Origin of the sequence: Flagellimonas hadalis (genome assembly GCF_007785775.2) — a bacterium.
Taxonomy (GTDB): Bacteria; Bacteroidota; Bacteroidia; order Flavobacteriales; family Flavobacteriaceae; genus Flagellimonas; species Flagellimonas hadalis.
In genome coordinates, this window is the sequence record NZ_VNIK02000004.1 from 235897 (window position 1) to 256645 (window position 20749).

Here is a 20749-nt window from a genome sequence, read left to right on the forward strand (position 1 = left end):
GCGCGGCTCCTCAAAAATCAACAAAAAACATTATCCTCTGCTTCCTCTCTGCTGCATTCTCTTTTTGCCATGCATGGCTTTTTGTTTTTTCATCTTTTTCCAGGACTGGTATTGCTCGTCATCCAGTATTTCCTTCATTTTGGTCTGGAGGGCAATCTGGTGGTCCAACCGGGCATTCTCCATTTTAAACCTTTCTTCGGAAGTGGGTTTCTGCCATTCGCCACTATCCTTTTTCTCCTTTATTTCTTCCCATTTCTCCTTGCGAGACTTGGCCTCGTCCAACTGAAGTTTCATTATTTTTTCCTGCTGGGTCTTGGTAAGGTCCAAGGCCAATGTCATTTTTTTGGTCTGCAAAGTGGCCATCTGTTCCGCGGTCAGGTCCATTTTTGGACTTTTTCGAGATTTATGGCCATCATTTTTTTGGGCTACCACACCAAGACTGGTGAGCAACAACACCATTACTGCTAATCGTTTCATATGCTTCATTTTTAATGATTTGTTCCTTGGACGGAGATATGGTCCATAGGTTTAATCATAAAAGCATGAATTGGGACACTTTTAACAACGGTTGTTGGGAAAACTATTTGTTTTCCTCCTGAAGGTCTTGCGGATTTTCCAAATCTTTGGCATCGTGAAACTCAGCCTCTACGTAAGTTTTGGAATTGAGATTGTCTTGGAACTTATCCTGCTGCTCCACTTCGTAGTAGATGATGGAAGCAATCACAAAACAGGAAAAATAGATGAGGCTTTTAGTCTTGTAGGTCATGATGTGGTGATTTGGGATTACTAAAGTAATAAAACCATTTCACAATCAGGCCGATATGTTGCGAAAGTGAATTTTTTATATGTGAAAAGGGTAAAAAAGAAGGTGTAGCCAGCTTTTCGGCCGACTACACCTTAAAGGATAATTTCCTACAGATTAAATTACTTTGGATCCAAGATTTGATCGATGCGTTCCAATGCATCCTGCAAATGGTATCGGCTCATCGTATCCGAAGTGCGCGACAGTCCATTTCGGATGTCCCTTTTTAGGTTGTTGAGCTCTCCCCGGGCCACGGAACGGATATCTGATTGGCTTGCATGGATGGCCGTGGATTTGCGGTATCCACCAAAATCTTCCTGTTTTTCCTGGCTCTCAGCGGTCATAAGGTAACCCAAGCGATCGATGTGCGCTTTTTGAAGGTTTCTTCGGTAAGTGTCTATCGCTTTTCCGCTTCGGGTTTCGGACCAAATTCCATTACGCAGGTCCTGCATCAGTTCCAGGATCCCATAGGCATCTTTTCCGTTGATGGTCTCGTTTTCGATGACCCTGGCCAATTTGCCCATCTGTAACATGGTGTTGAGATAGGTCTCTTGCACGGAACGGATGCGCTCCAACGATCCTGAATATTGTGTCTTGTTGAAAATGTTCTGATCGATCAACCATTCAGGGGTTTCAAAAAGCTGTTCTTGCATGAATTTCATGCTGTTCTTTTGGTGGGCTTTGCTCACATGGGTATAAACAGCACCTTCCTGATCGGCCGTTTTGTGGTATTCGTAAACCCCTCCTATGTTATTGGACACGTGGCCCATATACCTTTGGAACTGTGAAACGACCTGGCCGTAAAGAATACCAAGGTTATCATAGTTCTCACCGGCTTCAGTGGTCCATTCCATAAGATTTGGAACAATACGCTTCAGATTGGCGATACCATACATGCTTGCCTTGATGGCGTCATCGCCCAAATCCTCGGTCTGTGAGCTCGGATCGTGGATGTCGCCCACTTGTTGATGGCCAAATCGATACATGGGGTCACCTGCATGTTCCAAGATCCAACTGTTCAAAATAGGTTTTTCCTCCTCTGCGGTCTTGTCCAAAATAGGTCGGTACCCCCAACTGATGGAGTATTTGTCGTAAACGCCGATATTGGGCATCAGGGCAACCCCTTCGTCCCCGGGCTGGGCCACATAATTGAACCGCGCATAATCCATAATGGAAGGAGCAGTACCATTTTTCTGGGTGAAACTTGCCGAACGAAGGGAATCCACAGGATAGGCAACACTGCTGCCCATGTTGTGTGGAAGGCCCAAGGTGTGGCCAACTTCATGGGAAGAAACAAAACGGATCAGCCTGCCCATGATGTCCTTTTTGAACTCCACTTTCCTGGCCTCTGGGTTGATGGCCGCAGTTTGGACAAAATACCAATTGCGGAGCAAGGTCATTACATTATGGTACCAATTGATGTCGGACTCCAATATCTCACCGCTTCTGGGGTCGCTCACGTGAGGACCATTGGCATTGGGAATGGGGGAGGCCAAGTAACGTACCACGGAATACCGTACATCCTCTGGAGACCACTCTGGGTCTTCCTCGGGCGATGGAGGATCTTTGGCGATGATGGCGTTCTTGAACCCTGCTGCCTCAAAGGCAACCTGCCAATCCTCTATACCTTGTTTGATGAACGGGACCCATTCTTTTGGGGTGGCGCGATCTACATAATATATAATGGGCTTTTTGGGCTCAACGAGCTCCCCGGCCTTGAATTTTTCAATGTCCTCGTCCTTGACCTCCAATCTCCAGCGGTCCAGATAGGTCACCGTTTTGCTCTCTTGGGCATCCAGGCCATAATCCACCTGTCCTCTGGCAAACCAGCCTACGCGTCGGTCAAAATAGCGACGTTTCATGGGTTCTTTGGGCAGAAGGATCATGGAGTTGTTGATCTCGATGGAAATAGATCCCAAACTGGCGTTGCTCGGCGGATCACTGGAGGCATAGGTCTTTACGTGGCGTGCCTCGATGTTCAGGGGGTAACTTTTGATGGACTCGATATAGCTCCTCTCATTGTCCAATCGGGAAATCTTATAGCGTTTGCGGTATCCATCGGGCAATCCCAGTGCGTTCACATCTTTGGTGAACAGGGGATCGACCTCGATGACCGTGGCGGGATTCAGCGAATCTTTTTTGTTGAACGCCTTGATGTCAAAAGCGTATAGCACAGGTTCAAAATTGGAATTGACCACGGCTTCGTGTACGGGAAGTGAATCGGCGGCCACATTTTCATAGGATGCAACACGAAGCAAAATCTGCTTGGGCCTTTTTTCCCAACGCAATACTTGGGTGTTGATCTTGCCCCCGCCAAAACCGATACCCGTAGCGGTCTTGGAGATACGGGTCACCATCAGCATTTCCCGGTTCAATAAGGAATCTGGAATTTCATAGTAAAATTTGTCATCGACCGTATGGACACTGAAAAGTCCTGTGTCCGTTTTGGCCTCTTTGGTGATGACCTTGTCATAAGGTTGGATTTCACCGGGCTTGGGCTTGTCGTCCTTTTTTTGTTCGGTAGCTTTCTTTTTCTTTTTGAAAAGTTGGGCCTCTGCGGTGTGGTAAGAGCCCAACAAAGCAATCAATACGAGTAGTTGAGGTAGAAATCTTTTTATCATTAGATGTTAGTTTGGATAAGTAAAAGCCTTCAAAGAACCTAAAAATGATCAAAACATACTGTTAAATAAATATTAACGCAAAATTTTTTACAGAAAAATGAAACCTTCGGGAATCCTGCATTTTATTGGTGCTCCCCGCTGAAACCCCACCTATTGCTGGGCTGATGGCAAATCGGTTTTTCGTTAAAAGATCGTAAATGCTGTAACAATTCGAAATGTACATAGTCTTATAAGCATATCATCAATCAAAAAATTCAATCAAAAATGAACAAGTTATTAATCATCTGTGGTAGTGTTCTATTGAGTAGTTCCGCCATGGCAAACGACCAGCAGAAAACCGGGGTTGTACAGGACAGAACTGAGACCGCCGGTACATTGGAGAACAATTATACGGCACTGAACATTGGTGCTGATTGGAGTGGATCAACTAAGGATATGTCCGATTGGACCTATGAGTTGAATTTAAATGAAATAGATTATATAGAGGAAGAGCCGGAAATAGACCTCGGTTTTGATACCTCGGATTATCTTCCAAAGGATTTTAATCCCTATGCAAGCTATTTTGATTTGAATTCCGTCATATACCTCGAAAACGAAGTTGAACCAAGTCTGGGATTCGATACCCGAAAATATCTTCCTGCAGATTTTGACCCTTACTCCGATGTAGTGGATGTACATTCCATCAACTATATGGAAGATGAGGATATGGACCTAGGTTTCAATACTTGGGATTACCTGCCCGAAGATTTTTCACCCTATGAGGTGTATGTAGATCTAAAATCCATCCCCTATGTGGAGGACGAGATCGAACTCGAACTGGGATTGGACAGTACTTACGAACTTCCTGCAGACTTTGATCCATACACCAGTGTGGTGGCCATAAGCGGCATCAACTACATGGAGGATGAAGATATAGAATTGGGCTTCGATACGTCAAGGTATCTCCCTGAAGGTTTTGATCCATACTCAGGGTCAATGCAGTAAAATGTTCTTCATTTTACAACTTATTTGAGTTAGCTGAAAAACCCCTCGACCGAGGGGTTTTGTTTTTTCAAAACCTCTTTTTGGAGTAAATCGAATGGGTAATCTGCTGGTTAACAAAAAAATAACACCGTTTTGTCCAAAATAATGAACTGCAACAAAAAAGACGCATCATTGCGAAATGTGCAATATTTGAAATCATTTAAAATATGTTTTTTAACATATTTCAGCTTGAGGTGAATTATATTTCGAATGTGATTTTTCTGGCCTTCGTTAACAAAAGGCTAATTATAATGATCTTTAGAATTAGAGGTCATACCTTTGTACCATCAAAGTGCTGGTTGAGTCCCAGCGCTGATAAGAGTGAGTAACATAAGGTTGAGTTAGTTTCTTACATTTTTTTGAGTTAGTTAGTTTGTGAATGGCCCCTCTGGACGGAGGGGCCATTTATTTTTTAGAACAGTAGGGGAATGACGAACTGGAATGTCAAGACCAATAGGCCTACTGCAATCAGGTTCAGGATAACCCCGACCCTTGCCATCTGTGGGATCTTCACATACCCACTGGCAAACACGATGGCGTTCGGGGGTGTGGCCATGGGAAGCATAAAGGCACAGCTACTGGCAATGGTGACGGGGACCAGCAAATAAAGGATGGGCACCTCCAAACCTATGGCAATACCCGCCACAACGGGCGCCAAGACGGCCACTAGGGCCACGTTGCTCATCAGTTCCGTCATAAAGAGCATCAACAGGATCAACAAAGTGGCCGTGAACAGAATGCTGATCTCGCTTTGCGCAATGGCATTGGCCACCATATCCACAATGCCACTGGTGGACATTCCCTCGGCAAGGGCAAGCCCCCCGCCGAACAATATCAAAATGCCCCAGGCCAGTTTGGAGGTATCCTTCCATTCAATGATGAAATCTCCCTTCTTGATGTTGTAGGGTACGGCGAACAGTGCGATTGCCGCAAAAATGCTGATCATGGTGTCGGTAAGGCCCAATTGGGGAAAAATACTGTTGATCAAGGTCCTAAAGATCCATAGGAACACGGTGATGCCAAATATGACGAGGACCATCTTTTCCTTGCCAGAGGTCGGGCCCAGTTTGTCAAGTTCGGTATGGATCACTTCTTTGGATGCATTGAACTTGAGCCCACGGCTGGGGAACATCCATTTCACCAGGACCAGATACGAAATACCGATCATGATGATGGAAAATGGCAGACCGATGGTCATCCACTTCAAAAAGGAGATCTCAATGTTGTACTCATTTTCCAAAAGGCCGATCAACACCGAGTTGGGTGGCGTCCCGATCACGGTCGCAATCCCACCCGCATTGGCGGAAAAGGCAATGCCCAACATCACGCTGAGGGCAAAGTTCTCGTCGTTCTTGGTGAAACCGTCCGCATCGTTGATCAAAAGGTTGATCACGGACAGGGCGATGGGCAGCATCACCACGGTACTGGCGGTATTGCTGATCCACATGCTCAAGGTCGCCGTCGCGATCATGAACCCCAAAATGACCTTATTGGGCGTGGTCCCCGTCAGCCGGATGATGTTCAGGGCGATTCGTTTGTGCAGGTTGACCTTTTCCAGGGCCAGGGCCATCACAAATCCACCAAAGAAGAGGAACACGATGGGACTTCCATAATTGGCACCGACCTCCGCGATGGGCAGAATTTTCAGGATGGGCAGCAAGAGCAGGGGCAAAAGGGCCGTCACCGATATGGAGACCGCCTCGGTGATCCACCAAATCAACATCCAGATGGCGACCGAAATTACGGGGTCCCCTTTTTCCGAAACCAGTTCGAAGGGCAGATTGTTCAATACCAAGAAAGCGACGGGCCCCAGAACGAGCCCTATTTTTTTGCTTAGTTCCATATGGGATCCTAAGCTATGCTTTTTTGGGAAAACTTAAAAATAAAGACACTGTCCAAAAAAGTTGCTCTCTGTCAATTCGAGCGCAGTCGAGAATTTATTGCTGACAATCAAAAGGTTTCGACTGCGCTCAACCTGACAAAGTTCAAGTTCAATTGTTCTTTTGGACATCCATACTTTGAGACAGTTAAATTAAAAACTCTCCCTATTTTATTTTGAAAGTCAACCTTCCAAATACGTAACGTCCGTTGGTTCCAAATTGAACGGACCTTCTGGAGTAGATAAACCGTCCGTCCGATCTAAAGGCAGGGTCGTTCTTATCCGGATACACATCTAGCAGGTTGTTTGCTCCGAGCGTGAATCTGGTATTGTTTGAAATATTGTAGCCTACGGAAAGGTCGGTGATCACCTTTGCACCAAATGTATAATCAATGGTAGGGTCGTCTTCATTGGTGGCTTCCCTTACTTCTCCAAAATATCCATTTCTTAAAAAGAAATTCCACTTGTCCCCCACTTTTATATTGTGCGAGAGATTTCCTTTGGTCGTGGGAACCGCTGATTCCAGATAAATTCTGCTTGTTGGGTCAAAATAGGTGTCCCTCAATCCTGCATCGGCAATGGCTTTGGGAATCTTGACCTTTTCGACACTGGTTTCAGAAAACGTGAAGGCCAGCGTATTGGTCAAGGAGACATTATCCGAAATGTTTGCCTTGTGGTCCACCACAAAGTCCAAACCTTTGGTTTGCGTATCCACAGAATTGGCAAAGAAAGCTGCCTGTGTGGCGTTGGCCTGTTGGAACAAGTTGGCCAACTCGGCATTTCCGTTATCACCGAACTGTCCGGTAAGGATTACCCTATCATCAATATTGATGAGATATCCATCCAAAGTGAATTTCAGGTTGGCACTGGGTACCCTGGCCGTGAAACCGGCCGTGGCCCCAATGGAGGTTTCTTCTTTGAGAGGTTCAATGCCCAAAAGACGGGCAACCCTAGAGGTGTTTGGGAAAACACCAACCTCATTTGGAACTCCATCCACAAAAAGGGTCGAAGTTGAGCTGTAATGGATTTGATGAAGGGAAGGAGCCCTAAAACCAGTTTGGCCTCCACCTCGTAGGTTAAAGTTCTCCGTTACTTTGATCCTTGTGGCCAATTTGTAATTGAGGGTTCCTCCAAAATCGGAGAAGTTTTCATAACGGATTGCCCCACTCAGCAAGATGGATTCAGTAATATCGGTCTCAATATCGAAATAACCTGCTATGGTATTTCTAAAGGCATCCACTTCATTATCGGGTTTGAACCCAGGGAACACTTGTATGCCCCCAGGTCTGGAATTTCCAAAAAAGTCAGTGGGAACAATTGAGTTGGGGTCGGTGGGGTCGTGTGGCTTGCCCAAGGTGTTGTATTGTGTATAGGAAGCTTCTTCCCCGGCCACAATGGCATAGTTTTCCACACGGTATTCTGCCCCAAAAGCAATGTTAAGGCCGGCCATGGTGTCCTCAAAAAAACGGTTCATGTCAAAATTGGTGGTGTTCTCACTATAGTTGAACCCTCCCGAGTCTGCTTCAAAGGGGGTGGAATTGCCCAATGAGGCATTATTGGAATTGGTAACGAAGTACGTGAACTTGTTCTTGCCGTAGGAATTGCTGAAATCCACATTCCAATCCCCAAGCATGCCTCTTATCCCAAAAGCGGCCGATTTATCCACAATGTTGGAGTTGATTTCGGGCAAAAAGCCATTCATATAGGCCGGACTGTAGGCCCTTGACTCACTGGGAAGCCTATAAAAGCCAGCTGCTTTACCATTTTTGAAGCTCAATCCACCAAAACCGTAGAGTTCCAGATTTTCGTCCAAAGGAATGGAAAGGTTGGCGAAAAACTGAGCGCCCCTTACTTGGGATTGCCCTACCTGCATATTGAAGTCACTGCGTTGAAGCCCTCTTGCAAGTAGTTCGGATTCTGTAACATCTTCGCTCAAGATTCCTTGAAGTTCTTCTTTGGTTTCATTGCCATTTAAAGCAATTCCAGCTGTGCTGGCATATTGAAAAATATCCGTGAGGTCATCATCCAAGAGAAGTGAAAGGTCATAATTGTCTTCGGCCGCAACTCTCTCTATGGAATTATAGGAATTAAAAATAGACCCTTCCCACTCCTGCATGCGGTTGGTGGATCCCCTATAATTAAAATTTCCGGTAAAGTTGATAAAGCCACCGTCCTTTCCGATCGGCAGCCCGTAGTTCAGTCCGAGGTTGACTTTTTCGCCGTCCACTTTTTTGCTTGGGCCATGTTCACTTGTGAAATTGCCCCCAGTGTTTACATCGACTTGCAATTCGTTCACGTTCTTTTTGAGGACAATGTTGATGACCCCTGCAATGGCATCGGAACCGTATTGTGCGGCCGCACCATCCCTGAGAATTTCAATTCGGGATATGGAGTTGGATGGAATGGTGGTCATGTCGGTGCCTACACTTCCCCGACCAAAGGTCCCGTTTACGTTTACGAGCCCTGTTTTGTGTCTTCTTTTACCGTTGATGAGCACCAAAACCTGATCTGGTCCAAGTCCACGCAATGAGGCTGGGGCAATGTGGTCCGTACCATCAGAAATGGATTGCGGATTGGAGGTGAAGGACGGTGCCGCATAATTCAGAATTTCCGTAACAGTGACTTGCGGGGTGGATTGCGTCAGTTCGGTGACATCCAACACATCTACCGGCACGGGGGTGTCCGTTGCCGTTCTGTTGGCATTTCGGGAGCCAACCACCACCACATTTTCCAGTTCCAACCCAGCTTGCAACGTAACATCCAGTTTGCTGCCTGTAACCGTCGCTTCCTTTGTGTTGAAGCCAACGTAGGAGAATACCAAAATGTCACCCTGATTTGCATTGATGCTGTAATTGCCATCAAAATCGGTGATGGTGCCCGTAGTAGTTCCCTTTACTTGTACCGAAGCCCCTGGCAAAGGCACGTTTTGGTCGTCATAAACGGTTCCTGTTACCTCTTGTGCCGTGCTGGCAAAAGATACCAATAGCACAAAAAGGAATGCTAATTTCATTCTTTTCATATAAGTAGATTTTAGTAAGATTATAGGGGGTAGCTGCTGGAAATTCCCTTCCAATCAAGAAGAGAATTGTGGTAATATAGGGCTTTTTTTAAAAATAAAACCCCTGCATCAGATTGAAATGCAAGGGTTTGTGTTCGGCTATGGTAGAAATTTCTTGACTTATCCGGCATATTTTGCCAAAAGGGAGTCTTCTGTTTTCACCACTTTCAAAAGCCCATGGTTGGCAAGGCCCTTGGTACTCTTATCCCATTTTTTGCCGCTGAGTGCTGCCTTTTCCTTCAGTTCGGCCAAGGGCATTTCTCCTACGGGTTTTAGAATGTCCATGATGATTTTTTCCTCTTCCGTAAGCTCCACTTTTTTCTTTTCAGGGCGCATTTGCGGGAAGAACAGCACTTCTTGGATGGAGGAGTTGTTGGTCATCAACATCACCAAACGGTCTATCCCGATGCCAATTCCAGAGGTTGGGGGCATTCCATATTCCAGAGCACGGAGGAAATCCTGATCGATGAACATGGCCTCATCATCCCCTTTTTCGGAGAGTTTGAGCTGGTCCTCAAAACGTTCCCGTTGGTCAATGGGGTCGTTCAGCTCGGAATAGGCATTGGCCAGCTCCTTGCCGTTCACCATCAGCTCAAAACGTTCCGTGAGCTTTGGGTTGTTGCGGTGCTCTTTCGTCAATGGGCTCATCTCCTTCGGATAGTCGATGATAAACGTAGGTTGGATGTAGTGATGCTCACATTTTTCACCAAAGATCTCATCGATCAATTTGCCCACGCCCATGGTATCGTCCACCTCAATGCCCAATGTTTTGGCCGTTTCGCGAAGCTCACCCTCATTCATGCCCGCCACATCGTGGCCCGTATGGATTTTGATGGCTTCCAGGATCGGGACCCTTGGGTACGGGGCCTTGAACTCGATATCGTGTGCACCAACCTTCACTTTGGTGCTGCCCGTGGCGTCGATGGCCACTTTTTCCAACAGTTTTTCGGTGGTGTCCATCATCCAGTTGTAATCCTTGTAAGCCACGTAGAGTTCCATAACGGTAAACTCTGGGTTGTGGGTGCGGTCCATGCCTTCGTTGCGGAAATCCTTGGCAAACTCATATACACCGTCAAATCCGCCCACAATCAATCGTTTCAGGTACAGTTCGTTGGCAATACGGAGGTACAAGGGAATGTTCAGCGCGTTGTGGTGCGTCAAAAACGGACGTGCCGCAGCTCCACCGGGAATAGGTTGCAAAATGGGGGTCTCCACCTCCAAATAACCTTTTGCGTTGTAAAATTCACGGATGCTGTTGGTGATCTTGGTCCTTTTGATGAAGGTGTCCTTCACTTGGGGGTTCACCACAAGGTCCACATACCGTTGGCGGTAACGGAGCTCCGGGTCGTTGAAGGCATCGTGCACGGTCCCGTCCTCATCTACCTTTGGTAGGGGAAGGGGGCGCAACGATTTGCTGAGCAGGGTGAAATTTTTCACCATCACGGTTTTTTCGCCTACTTGGGTGGTGAACAGTTCGCCTTCCACACCGATGATGTCACCAATGTCCAATAATTTTTTATAGACCTCATTGTACAGGTCTTTGTCATCGCCGGGACAAATTTCATCACGGTTAAAATAGACCTGAATGCGCCCCTCACTGTCCTGAAGCTCGGTAAAGGATGCCTTGCCCTGGATCCTGCGGGACATCAACCTACCGGAAATCACCACCTTTTTCCCTTCCTTAAAATCATTCTTGATGCCCTTGGTCGTGGCATCCACAGGATACAATGCTGCGGGATAGGGGTCTATGCCCATTTCCCTGAGTTTGGTCAATTTTTCCCTTCGAACGATCTCTTGTTCCGATAGTTGCATAGTCTGTAAAAAATTAAAGCGCAAAATTACACTTTTGCGCTTTAATTCACTGCCTTGACCGGGCTTAATATGCATAATTGGGAGTGTAGGACTTTTTTAGGAGGATCTGGGCCATGTCCTCCTCCAAGGTTTCCAACGGACTTTCCACGATACGGTTGACCTCCTTTCCGTCCTTGAAAAAGATGAGAGTTGGGACTTTGATGATGTTCAGCCCTTTTTCTTCGCCCGTGGGACTCTTCTTGTAGTGGTCTTGTCGGCGGTCGAGAGCTATGATTTCCAGTTGGTCCATCGGATACTGGGCCGTTTCCAAAATTTTGATCATTCTCGGGACTTCCCTTTTGCTATCGCCGCACCAAGTACCCAAAAAGAGTTTGATGTCGTGTTTGGCCATTTTCTTTTTGAACAGGTTTAGCATGGTCTCGTCCACAGTGTAGTCGTTATGGCCCTTGTGGAACCAATTGTTATACGGCTCGGATTGCAGGCCATCCAGATTGATTTTGCCGACCAATAATTTTTGGCCGTTTTCCAGTTCGATTTCTTGGTTGAATTCTTGTGCCGAAACAACGGCAATGCATAGCATAAGTAGTGTTGTTAAAACGTGTTTCATAATTTTCCAGATGTATGATTATGCCGGAAAATTCCATAAAAACGAGGCTTGGAAGCGTTTTGTGAAGGTGGAAATGGGTTCTAGACCGGGGGTTGAAATTTATTTTTTGAAGAGGAGGACAATCTCTTCGCGCGACGAAATGTCCAGTTTTTTATACAGGTTGTTGATGTGTGTCTTTACCGTGCTCAGGCTCACGAAAAGTTCGGTGGCTATCTCCTTATTGCTCTTGTCCATCAGGATGAGCTGTACGATCTTCTGTTCCTGTGGGGTGAGTCTTTGGAAAAGGGAGTTGCCCTTGGTCTTGGCCACTTTTTTTCGGTTCAGGAAAAAATAGACATTGCCCATAAGGGAGAGCAAAAGAAGGATGAGAACGGGCCATTTCCATTGCAGGGATTTGGGCTTGTTGAAGTTCGCCAGTTCTTGGTCCGTACTGATTTCCGCAAGATATTCCTGTGTGAAACTGGCATTGGGATAGACGGATTGCAATCTTTCGGAAAGTCGGTCGTAATAATCCGTCCTGCCTAAGTTTTGAAGATAGAAACCATAGGTTTCGTTCCTTTTGTCCGATAAAAAATCATAGATGAAGAGCTCTGCCAGTGGTTCTTGGGCCATTTTTCCAAAGTTCTGGAGGACATCGAACCATTTTTCAAGGTTCAGTTTTTTGTTGGCCTCGCTGTGATATTCCATAAAGTCATAGGCCATTTGCTCCTTCAACAATTGCACTTCCAGCAACAGGGAAGAGTTCGGGTTGGTGGACGCAATGGTACAGAGGGCCTGGTTTTCAAAAGAAGTGGGAAACTGCACGGTATCTTTATTATTGGCAATGAAAAGAACGCTCTTGCTGTTGTTGCACTGCCCCAGAAAATGCTGGGCGCCTTCTTCGGAGCAGCCATCCACATGGATGCGATAGATACGGTTGTCCGTTTTCAAATTGTTCCCTTCAAACTGAAAATGGCCCAGGGAGTCGACCGTGGTCTTCTTCACGATCTGGTCCAGATACACGCGGGACGATTTGCGGTAATCCTCCACCACTGACAAATAGATGGGACTGCCTGCATTTTCCTTGGAAACCTCCCCAGAAAAATGGTATTGGGCCATCAAGGCAGAAGTGTTCAAAAAAAGCAGGACTAGGACAAAAAAACGCATGGTTCGTTCAAAAGTGTTCCTAAAAGTAATGGTTTTATGTAACAAAAGACCCAAAATGCCTACTTATAGGTATCATCAATCAAAATCAAAAATCATGAGTTTCTGGCGTGTCTTATTGGCCATATTTTTCCCGCCCCTTTCGGTGATCGGGAAAGGTTGTGGGTCTTTCCTTATTGTATTACTTTTGACGCTTTGCGGATGGGTTCCCGGTGTAATCGGGGCATTGGTCATCCTCAACAAAGCGAACTAAATAAACCACCATGAAAAAAATCCAAATCTTGATCGGGGCCATCATCCTTGGCCTGGCCATTTCCTGTAATTTCACCGAAGAGATCCATTTGAAGGAAGATGGTTCGGGCAAACTGTCCATCAATTTTGATGGGTCGGAACTGATGCAAATGGCAGGGGAAGAAATGGCAAAGACCAACGAAAAGGCTGTGGATTCCATCATCTCCTTCAAGGAACTGTTGGAAGAACGTAAGGACAGTATTGCCCAATTGTCGCCGGAAGAGCAGGCCAAGTTGAAGCGTTTGGAGCCTTTCGACCTTCGAATGGTGATGAACCCGGACGAAAAGGTGATGACCTTTGACCTGTTCAGTGACTTTTCCGACATCAGCGAGATGAACGATGCCTTCAACACCTTTCAAGAGGCCAGCCTGATGGGTTCCAACAAGACCCAACAGCCAACGCCCGTCCCTGCATCGGAACAATCCACCGAGGTGAACTACACATTTGCCAAGAACAAGTTTACCCGCACGGCCAAAATCGTGGACCAAGCACTTTTCCAGCAGAGCATGGACAGCTTGCAGGGCGCGGAGATGTTCCTTTCGGGATCAACCTATACGCTCAAATACCATTTCCCCAAAAGGGTAAAATCCACCACCTTGGAGGAGGCTACCTTCAGTGTCGACGGGAAAACTTTGATCTATGAGGTCAGTTTCCTGGAGCTGATGAAGAACCCTTCCTTGCTAGATCTTGAGGTGGAGTTGGAGGACTAGTTTTCCTCCACAGGGCTTCGTATCTTTGTGGGATGAACAAGAAAGTTGCCCTACAGGACCTCGGCCATAAGGATTATAAGGAAACCTGGGATTACCAAGAGACCCTCTTCAAGGACATTGTGGACACCAAGATCCGAAACCGACGAGAGGCTGCCGGACTGGAGACCCCGAACCATTTTCTGTTCGTGGAGCACCCACACGTCTATACGTTGGGCAAGAGTGGGGACATGGGCAATTTGTTAGTGGACGAAAAGGCCCTGGAGGCCAAGGGTGCCACGTTTTACAAGATCAACAGGGGAGGGGACATTACCTACCACGGCCCCGGGCAGATTGTGGGCTACCCCATTCTGGACCTCGACAACTTTTTTACGGACATCCATAAATATTTGCGGTTTTTGGAGGAAATGGTGATCCTGACCCTTGCGGAATATGGCCTGAAGGCTGAACGTTCCGAAGGGGAGACTGGGGTGTGGCTGGATGTGGGCACTCCCTTTGCCCGAAAGATCTGCGCCATGGGCGTGCGTGCGAGCCGCTGGGTGACCATGCACGGTTTTGCCCTCAACGTGAACGCCGACCTGGGCTATTTTGACCTGATGATCCCCTGCGGCATCAGGGATAAGGCCGTGACCTCACTGAATGTGGAACTGGGCCAGAAAGAGGTGAATGTCGAGGAAGTAAAAGCCAAGCTGCTAAAGCACTTTTCCACTCTTTTTGAAGCGGAACTGGTCAGGGAGAAGGCGGGAGTTTAGTTTTCTTATCTACTTTTTATCCATTTGTCAATTGATGGAGACATTTTATTTTTTTCTAGCTTAACTTCACTTATCTGTCGCTAAAGTGCCATTAAAACGACGTTTGGCTTAGTAATTGGGCCGTTATATTGAAACCCCACGTTCATTGGCACACTTGGTTTTTTTTAGCACACAGATCCAACTCAAAAAAACCAATAGGATTAAACTTGCCACGTTCGAATGAAGGACATCTTTACAAAATCTTTATAACTGCATCATTAATTTTGTACAAAAAATGTGGAATTACTGAGAACAAGAAAATACAGCAAGAAAAATCAGTACATAATATGTGTTCTGCTTATTGTGTTGACTTCAATTCTATGTTTTTTTTCGATAGACATTGTTGGTTATAAAGCGGTCGCCCTTATCTTGCTCTTGGTAGTGTCCGTCAATGCCATATTATTTGATATTTTCCCAGTACTGCTTTCTTCACTATTGAGTGCATTGATTTGGAATTTTTTTTTCATTCCCCCCACATTCACATTACATATTGGAACTGCCGAAGATGCACTGTTGTTTTTGATGTACTTTGTTATTGCCATTATAAATGCAGTTCTAACCTATCAAATCCGAAAATTTGAACAAAAAGAAAGAGACCAAGAAGAAAAGGAAAAATCCATAAAACTCTATAATACCTTACTCAATTCACTTTCTCACGAATTGAGAACGCCCATTTCTACAATAATTGGTTCAATTGACACTATTAAGGAAAACCAGACCCAGCTTTCTGAAAACAATCGGAATGAATTGTATGGGAAATTGAGATTGCCAGTTTTCGATTAAATAGACAGGTCGAAAACCTTTTGGGAATGAGCAGGCTTGAAGCAGGATTTATTCAGCCAAAAATGGATTGGTGCGATTTAAATGAACTTGTGTTTTCTGCCATCAAGGATAATGAAAATGATGCACAACATCACAAGATTGTATTCCTGCAAAAAGAAAATATGCCGTTGGTGAAAATCGATAGTGGCCTAACGGAGCAAATTCTTTTTAACCTCATACACAATGCACTTCAGCATACCCCTAAAAATTCAACCATCACCATTCAATTGGACCATAATCTGACCCATTGTTTTATGGAAGTATCTGACAATGGTAAAGGGTTTCCAAAAAATGAAATTGATTTTGTTTTTGACAAATTCTATCGCCTCAACCAAACTGCCACGGGCGGAACAGGCTTAGGGCTTTCTATAGTAAAAGGATTTACAGAAGCAATGAACGGTAAAATTTTTTTAGACAATCTAAAAGAAGGTGGCGCCAAGTTTACAATCAAAATTCCATGCGAATTTTCTAAAAACACCAATTTGGAAAATGAATAAAGCAGAAATACTGATCATAGATGATGAACCGCAAATCAGAAAATTGCTTCAGATAAACTTGGAGAGCAATGATTATAAGGTAGTTCAGGCAAGTACGGGAAAAGAAGGTTTGATGTTATCGGCCAGCCATCCACCTGATTTAATTTTGCTCGATATTGGATTGCCGGATAAAAGTGGTCATGAAATTTTACAAGAACTACGGGAATGGTATAACAGACCCATCATCATACTTTCGGTTCAGGACAATGAAACTGATATTGTTTCGGCCCTGGACAATGGCGCGACCGACTATTTGACCAAGCCTTTCCGCACAGGCGAACTGTTGGCAAGAATTCGTTCAGCAGTCAAAAGAAGTCAGAATACCGAAAATAGCCCGGTCATTTCTTGTGGGAACATTGAAATTGATTTGGTCGCCCGAATTGTAAAACGAAGCAATGAAGCCATAAAACTTACCTCTACCGAATATAATTTATTGGCTTTATTCGCCAAAAATGAAGGTAAGGTCCTCACACATCAATATCTTTTGAAAGAGATCTGGGGTTACAGCTATCAAACCGAAACACAATATTTACGGGTTTTTGTTGGCACCCTGCGCAAGAAGATTGAAGAAAACCCCAATAATCCACAACACATCATCACGGAAAGCGGTGTTGGTTATCGCTTTCAATAGTCTTTATAAAATCTTTACGTAGACCTACCAATCCTTGATTTTTTGCTTATCGCTCCCGTCTGACCTTTGTATTGTAAAAAAATAAAAAGGGATGAAATGGGGTTTTTTCTGTGATGAAAACGAAAGCAGGCCTTATAAATCTGTTCAAGATTGGTATAAGGAAACCAAACATCTGATCATCCCCACAATTGTGATGATGGTTTTGGGAGTTGCCAGTTATCTCTATTTCCAATTTTTCCATTTCCAAAGTTGATAACATATGAATGGTGAATTCCCAATTACGAAGAAAATGGCAGATGTGATTGTTCAGGTTTCCTTTGATGTCGTTGAATTTTCAAGACTGTATGAGCAAGACCATCCTCGCAGCGCAAAGAATATGTTTCGGTGCAATGAAGAAGTGAAAAAAGGTCTGAAATGGTTCTTGAGTGCACAAAACCCAACGGAATTTCAAGAAAAGGTATCCAATTATATAGAAGCCGTGAAATTGACCAAACAACTCTACGAAGACATCCAAATACCCATTGAGGGCAAGGAGAAAATAATTGCTCAGCTTTCCAATCTTCAAACGCACCTGGCCAAACTTATAGAAGAAGCCTCCATCAATCATTAACTATTGCCCGAACCATTTGAACTATGTACAAAACTTTTATAAAACAGCTAGCAAGCCTTCAGATTATTTTGGGATTGGTAATGCTGGTCCCATCCATACTTGCCATCATTTACCAAGAGTGGTATTCGCTGATAGGTTTCCTTATTGCAGGAGCATTCACCGCATTATTGGGGTATTTGGTTTACAGACTTTTTGAAAATACAGAAGAGCCCAAAGAAAAACACTCGCTCGCCATAGCCGCCATAGGTTGGCTGATGATAATGGTTTTCGGAGCTATTCCTTATTACATTATCGCTCTTATCACTCCTATAGAAGTAATGCAACAGTTTGTGCCTACTGGAATGGATTATACCTCAAGTTTATTGAATTTCAGGAACCCTTTGCACTGTCTTTTTGAAAGTACCAGTGCCTTTACCACCACAGGTCTGACGATGGCCTATAATGAACCTTCGGTGGGTAAGGCAATTTTGTTCTATCGGTCTTTTTCGCAATGGGTCGGGGGCGCAGGATTTATAGTCATGGCATTGGCAATTTTTAGACACCTGCCTGGTCAAGGAGCCATGCAACTTTACGGTTCAGAAGCCAGTGGCACTAAATTGCGAACGAATGTCATTGAAACTGCACGAGCGATTTGGAAAGTATATGTGGTAGTAACTTTCTCAATGTTTGTTTACATTGCCATTGGCACCTACTTCATATTGCCCAACTACCCCTTATCCGAAAACATTTTTGATGCCATCAACCACGCTATGACAGGCCAGTCCACTGGCGGGTTCAGTACCCTTGATGATAGTATTGCTGGGTATCAATCCGCCAAAATGGATATATTGTTTATCCTGCCTATGCTCTTGGGTGGATTCTCCATTCCGTTCTTTTATAGGTTTCTGTTCCAACGAAAATTGGATGAACTATGGAAAGACATTCAAACCCGTGCCATGATCATTGCTTCCATAGTCGGTGGTGTGGTGTTATCTCTATTTTTAATGAACTCCGAATTGGTTTCAAACCCGTTCAGGGAAGGGATGTTTCAGTTTGTCAGTGCATTGACGACCACAGGTTGGCAAACCTCCAACATTGGTGGGTGGGACGATTTGTCCGTATTGTTTATCGTGGCTTGTGCAATGATTGTTGGAGGGTCCGCCGGTGGAACTGTTGGAGGGATTAAAATCATTAGGGCATTATTGCTACAAAAAGGATTAAAATGGCATATCAACAAACTGTTTTTATCCAAAAGCACCATAAAGTCAGTGCGTTTTGACAATAAAACATTGCTTCCTGAAGAAATGAGTTCGGAATTATCCAGAGCGGGAATCTTCACACTCATGTACATCTTGTTTGTCTTTGTGTCCACATTATTTACCGTGTATTTTATGCCGGGAGACTTCACCTTGGCAGATGCCATTTTTGAATCAGCTTCCGCACAAGGTACTGTTGGGTTAAGTTCAGGTATCACAGACCCGAGCATGGATCCAATTCTAGAAGGTATTTACATCATACAAATGTGGGCAGGAAGAATAGAAATCATACCCATTTTGGTTTTATTGAGAGTCCTGTTTTATGGCACGAAACCAAAAATTGTTTAACAGATAAAGATAAAAAGTAAAATTATGCACATCATCATTATTGGTTCGGGAAGAACCGGAAAACATGTCATCGAAGCAGCCGTTAAAGACAATCACGATGTTTTTGTGATTGAAAAAAACAAAGAAACAGCCGATAGGGTCGCTTCTAATTTTGACTGTGTGGTTATCCACGCAGATGCGACCAGTATTGAGGCCCTAAAAGAAGCCAATGCAGAAAAAGCGGATGCCATCATTGTCACCACTAATGATGATGCGGTAAATTCTTTGGTTATTTTGTTGGCGAAGCAATTGGGTGTCAATCGTTTGGTGTGTTCTGTCAACAATGAAGAACATTTATCAGTTTTTGAACAACTGGGGACCGATACAGTGGAGAGCCCTTATCGATTGAACGGAAGATACCTTTACAGAGCAGTTCAGGGACCCAATGTAAAAGAGTTTTTAGACCTGGGAGATGGTTATGAATTAATGGAAATGGGGGTGGAAAAAGATTCTAAAATTGCCGACAGGTTGATCAAGGAGTTGAACAAACAAAGAATTTTACCATCCGATTCACGCATTATTTTGATTAAAAGAAACAATCAAATCATCATTCCCGAAGGCGAAACCAAAATAGAAATATCGGACATTGTTGTGGTGCTATCACAACGTAAAAAAGTAACAGAAGTATCAAATCTGTTTGGGAAGCAAAATTAAAACCATGGTAGATGAAACAGATTTGGCGGTTCCATATACTTGTCGCGCTGCTATTTTATAATTCAAGCATATCGGCACAAGTTGATAGCACCTGGCAGCAAAAACCACAATTGGGCATTTCGGGTTTTGCAGATATTTTTTATGTCTATGATTCTAATGAAACACAAGGCACAGAACGGCAACCATTTTTGTTCAACCATAACCGACATAATGAGTTCAATTTGAATTTGGGACTTGTAAAATTGGAAGTAGGGCATTCAAAATACCGGGCCAACTTTGCCTTGCAAACTGGGACGTATGCCAACGACAATTATGCTGCAGAGCCAGGTGTTTTGAAAAATATCTTTGAAGCGAATATTGGCATTTCACTGAATATGAAAAATAATCTCTGGATCGATGCAGGCGTTTTGCCATCCCACATTGGTTTTGAAAGTGCCATTTCAATGGACAATATGACGTTGACCCGCTCACTTTTGGCTGAAAACTCACCTTATTTTTTAACAGGGGCAAAACTGACCTTTAACCCAAATGACAAATGGGAAATAGCAGCATTGATTGTGAATGGTTGGCAACGTATTCAACGATTGGAAGGCAATTCATTACCATCATTTGGAACACAAGTGAACTACAGCCCAACGGATAAAGTCATTTTAAATTGGAGCACATTTATTGGAACTGACGACCCAGATACCACAAGAAGAATGCGATATTTCAATAATTTTTACGGTCAATTCCAACTAACCGAAAAGTTTGGTTTAATAGCAGGTTTTGACATTGGAACTCAACAGAGAACAAAAAACAGTACCGTTTACGACTTTTGGTTGAGCCCTGTCATTATTGGACAATATACTATTGGCAACAATTGGAGAACCGCTATCAGAGCAGAATACTATCAAGATAAAACAGGAATCATAATCCCTACAGAAACTATGAACGGTTTCCAAACCACTGGAGTTTCCTTGAATATCGACTATGCGCCAAACCACAACATCGTTTGCCGCTTAGAAGGGCGATGGCTTAACAGTCAGGACGATATTTTTGAGACCAAAAGCAATATGACAAACAATAATTTCATTATCGGAACATCGATAGCCATAAAATTTGCGGAATCAGTAAACAAATAATCCAAGCTAAAGCCAT

The 20749-nt window shown here is 44.4% G+C and carries 19 protein-coding genes; 11 read left to right on the forward strand and 8 right to left on the reverse strand.

All coding sequences use genetic code 11. The features are described 5' to 3' along the window. Positions 1 to 30: 30 nt before the first annotated feature. The 3 genes from FOT42_RS08770 to FOT42_RS08780 all read right to left on the reverse strand — a co-directional run bounded on the left by FOT42_RS08770 (position 31) and on the right by FOT42_RS08780 (position 3423). Positions 31 to 477, reverse strand: a complete 447-nt coding sequence (locus FOT42_RS08770) for a hypothetical protein (protein ID WP_151890194.1) — start codon at positions 475 to 477, stop codon at positions 31 to 33. A gap of 103 nt (positions 478 to 580) precedes the next feature. Beyond that, positions 581 to 766 (reverse strand): hypothetical protein, encoded by a 186-nt coding sequence (locus tag FOT42_RS08775; protein WP_151890195.1) that lies wholly within the window; start codon positions 764 to 766, stop codon positions 581 to 583. Positions 767 to 924: 158 nt separating this feature from the next. Beyond that, positions 925 to 3423 carry a zinc-dependent metalloprotease gene (locus tag FOT42_RS08780; protein WP_151890196.1) on the reverse strand — a complete coding sequence of 833 codons (2499 nt, stop codon included), beginning with the start codon at positions 3421 to 3423 and terminating at the stop codon, positions 925 to 927. Between the two features lie 264 nt (positions 3424 to 3687). Between FOT42_RS08780 and FOT42_RS08785 the strand changes: the two genes are divergently transcribed. Further along, positions 3688 to 4407 (forward strand): hypothetical protein, encoded by a 720-nt coding sequence (locus FOT42_RS08785; protein ID WP_151890197.1) that lies wholly within the window; start codon positions 3688 to 3690, stop codon positions 4405 to 4407. Between the two features lie 451 nt (positions 4408 to 4858). Here FOT42_RS08785 and FOT42_RS08790 read toward each other — a convergent pair whose 3' ends face one another. The 5 genes from FOT42_RS08790 to FOT42_RS08810 all read right to left on the reverse strand — a co-directional run bounded on the left by FOT42_RS08790 (position 4859) and on the right by FOT42_RS08810 (position 12948). Then, positions 4859 to 6289, reverse strand: a complete 1431-nt coding sequence (locus tag FOT42_RS08790) for an SLC13 family permease (RefSeq protein ID WP_151890198.1) — start codon at positions 6287 to 6289, stop codon at positions 4859 to 4861. A gap of 202 nt (positions 6290 to 6491) precedes the next feature. Beyond that, positions 6492 to 9344 carry a TonB-dependent receptor gene (locus FOT42_RS08795; protein ID WP_151890199.1) on the reverse strand — a complete coding sequence of 951 codons (2853 nt, stop codon included), beginning with the start codon at positions 9342 to 9344 and terminating at the stop codon, positions 6492 to 6494. Positions 9345 to 9503: 159 nt separating this feature from the next. After that, positions 9504 to 11195 carry a lysine--tRNA ligase gene (gene lysS, locus FOT42_RS08800; protein WP_151890200.1) on the reverse strand — a complete coding sequence of 564 codons (1692 nt, stop codon included), beginning with the start codon at positions 11193 to 11195 and terminating at the stop codon, positions 9504 to 9506. 64 nt (positions 11196 to 11259) lie between these two features. Continuing rightward, positions 11260 to 11802, reverse strand: a complete 543-nt coding sequence (locus tag FOT42_RS08805) for a thioredoxin family protein (RefSeq protein WP_151890201.1) — start codon at positions 11800 to 11802, stop codon at positions 11260 to 11262. 99 nt (positions 11803 to 11901) lie between these two features. Continuing rightward, complete coding sequence (locus FOT42_RS08810; protein WP_151890202.1) at positions 11902 to 12948, reverse strand: response regulator transcription factor; 1047 nt, start codon at positions 12946 to 12948, stop codon at positions 11902 to 11904. 94 nt (positions 12949 to 13042) lie between these two features. Here FOT42_RS08810 and FOT42_RS08815 point away from each other — a divergent pair, with 94 nt between their 5' ends. From FOT42_RS08815 to FOT42_RS08855, 10 genes are all read left to right on the forward strand, one after another. After that, a complete protein-coding gene (locus FOT42_RS08815) occupies positions 13043 to 13198 on the forward strand; it encodes a YqaE/Pmp3 family membrane protein (protein WP_072883040.1) in 156 nt (51 codons plus the stop codon). A gap of 10 nt (positions 13199 to 13208) precedes the next feature. Further along, the gene (locus tag FOT42_RS08820) at positions 13209 to 13946 is read left to right on the forward strand and encodes a hypothetical protein (protein WP_151890203.1); all 738 of its coding nucleotides are present in this window, start codon (positions 13209 to 13211) and stop codon (positions 13944 to 13946) included. Positions 13947 to 13978: 32 nt separating this feature from the next. Further along, positions 13979 to 14695, forward strand: a complete 717-nt coding sequence (gene lipB / locus FOT42_RS08825; protein ID WP_151890204.1) for a lipoyl(octanoyl) transferase LipB — start codon at positions 13979 to 13981, stop codon at positions 14693 to 14695. A gap of 276 nt (positions 14696 to 14971) precedes the next feature. Next, a complete protein-coding gene (locus tag FOT42_RS18280) occupies positions 14972 to 15517 on the forward strand; it encodes a DUF4118 domain-containing protein (protein WP_226789831.1) in 546 nt (181 codons plus the stop codon). A gap of 26 nt (positions 15518 to 15543) precedes the next feature. Continuing rightward, complete coding sequence (locus FOT42_RS18285; RefSeq protein WP_226789832.1) at positions 15544 to 16053, forward strand: sensor histidine kinase; 510 nt, start codon at positions 15544 to 15546, stop codon at positions 16051 to 16053. Next, positions 16046 to 16723, forward strand: coding sequence for a response regulator (locus FOT42_RS08835; RefSeq protein WP_151890205.1), 678 nt, complete (start codon positions 16046 to 16048; stop codon positions 16721 to 16723). The genes FOT42_RS18285 and FOT42_RS08835 overlap by 8 nt, the downstream gene beginning before the upstream one ends. A 289-nt stretch (positions 16724 to 17012) precedes the next feature. Continuing rightward, complete coding sequence (locus FOT42_RS08840; protein ID WP_151890206.1) at positions 17013 to 17333, forward strand: hypothetical protein; 321 nt, start codon at positions 17013 to 17015, stop codon at positions 17331 to 17333. A 23-nt stretch (positions 17334 to 17356) separates the two neighbouring features. Further along, positions 17357 to 18916 carry a TrkH family potassium uptake protein gene (locus FOT42_RS08845; RefSeq protein ID WP_226789833.1) on the forward strand — a complete coding sequence of 520 codons (1560 nt, stop codon included), beginning with the start codon at positions 17357 to 17359 and terminating at the stop codon, positions 18914 to 18916. Positions 18917 to 18940: 24 nt separating this feature from the next. Continuing rightward, positions 18941 to 19609: a potassium channel family protein gene (locus tag FOT42_RS08850; protein WP_151890207.1), complete on the forward strand. Its 669-nt coding sequence runs from the start codon at positions 18941 to 18943 to the stop codon at positions 19607 to 19609. Between the two features lie 11 nt (positions 19610 to 19620). Then, on the forward strand, positions 19621 to 20733 hold the full coding sequence (locus FOT42_RS08855; protein WP_151890208.1) for a porin: 1113 nt from the start codon (positions 19621 to 19623) through the stop codon (positions 20731 to 20733). Positions 20734 to 20749 lie beyond the last annotated feature (16 nt).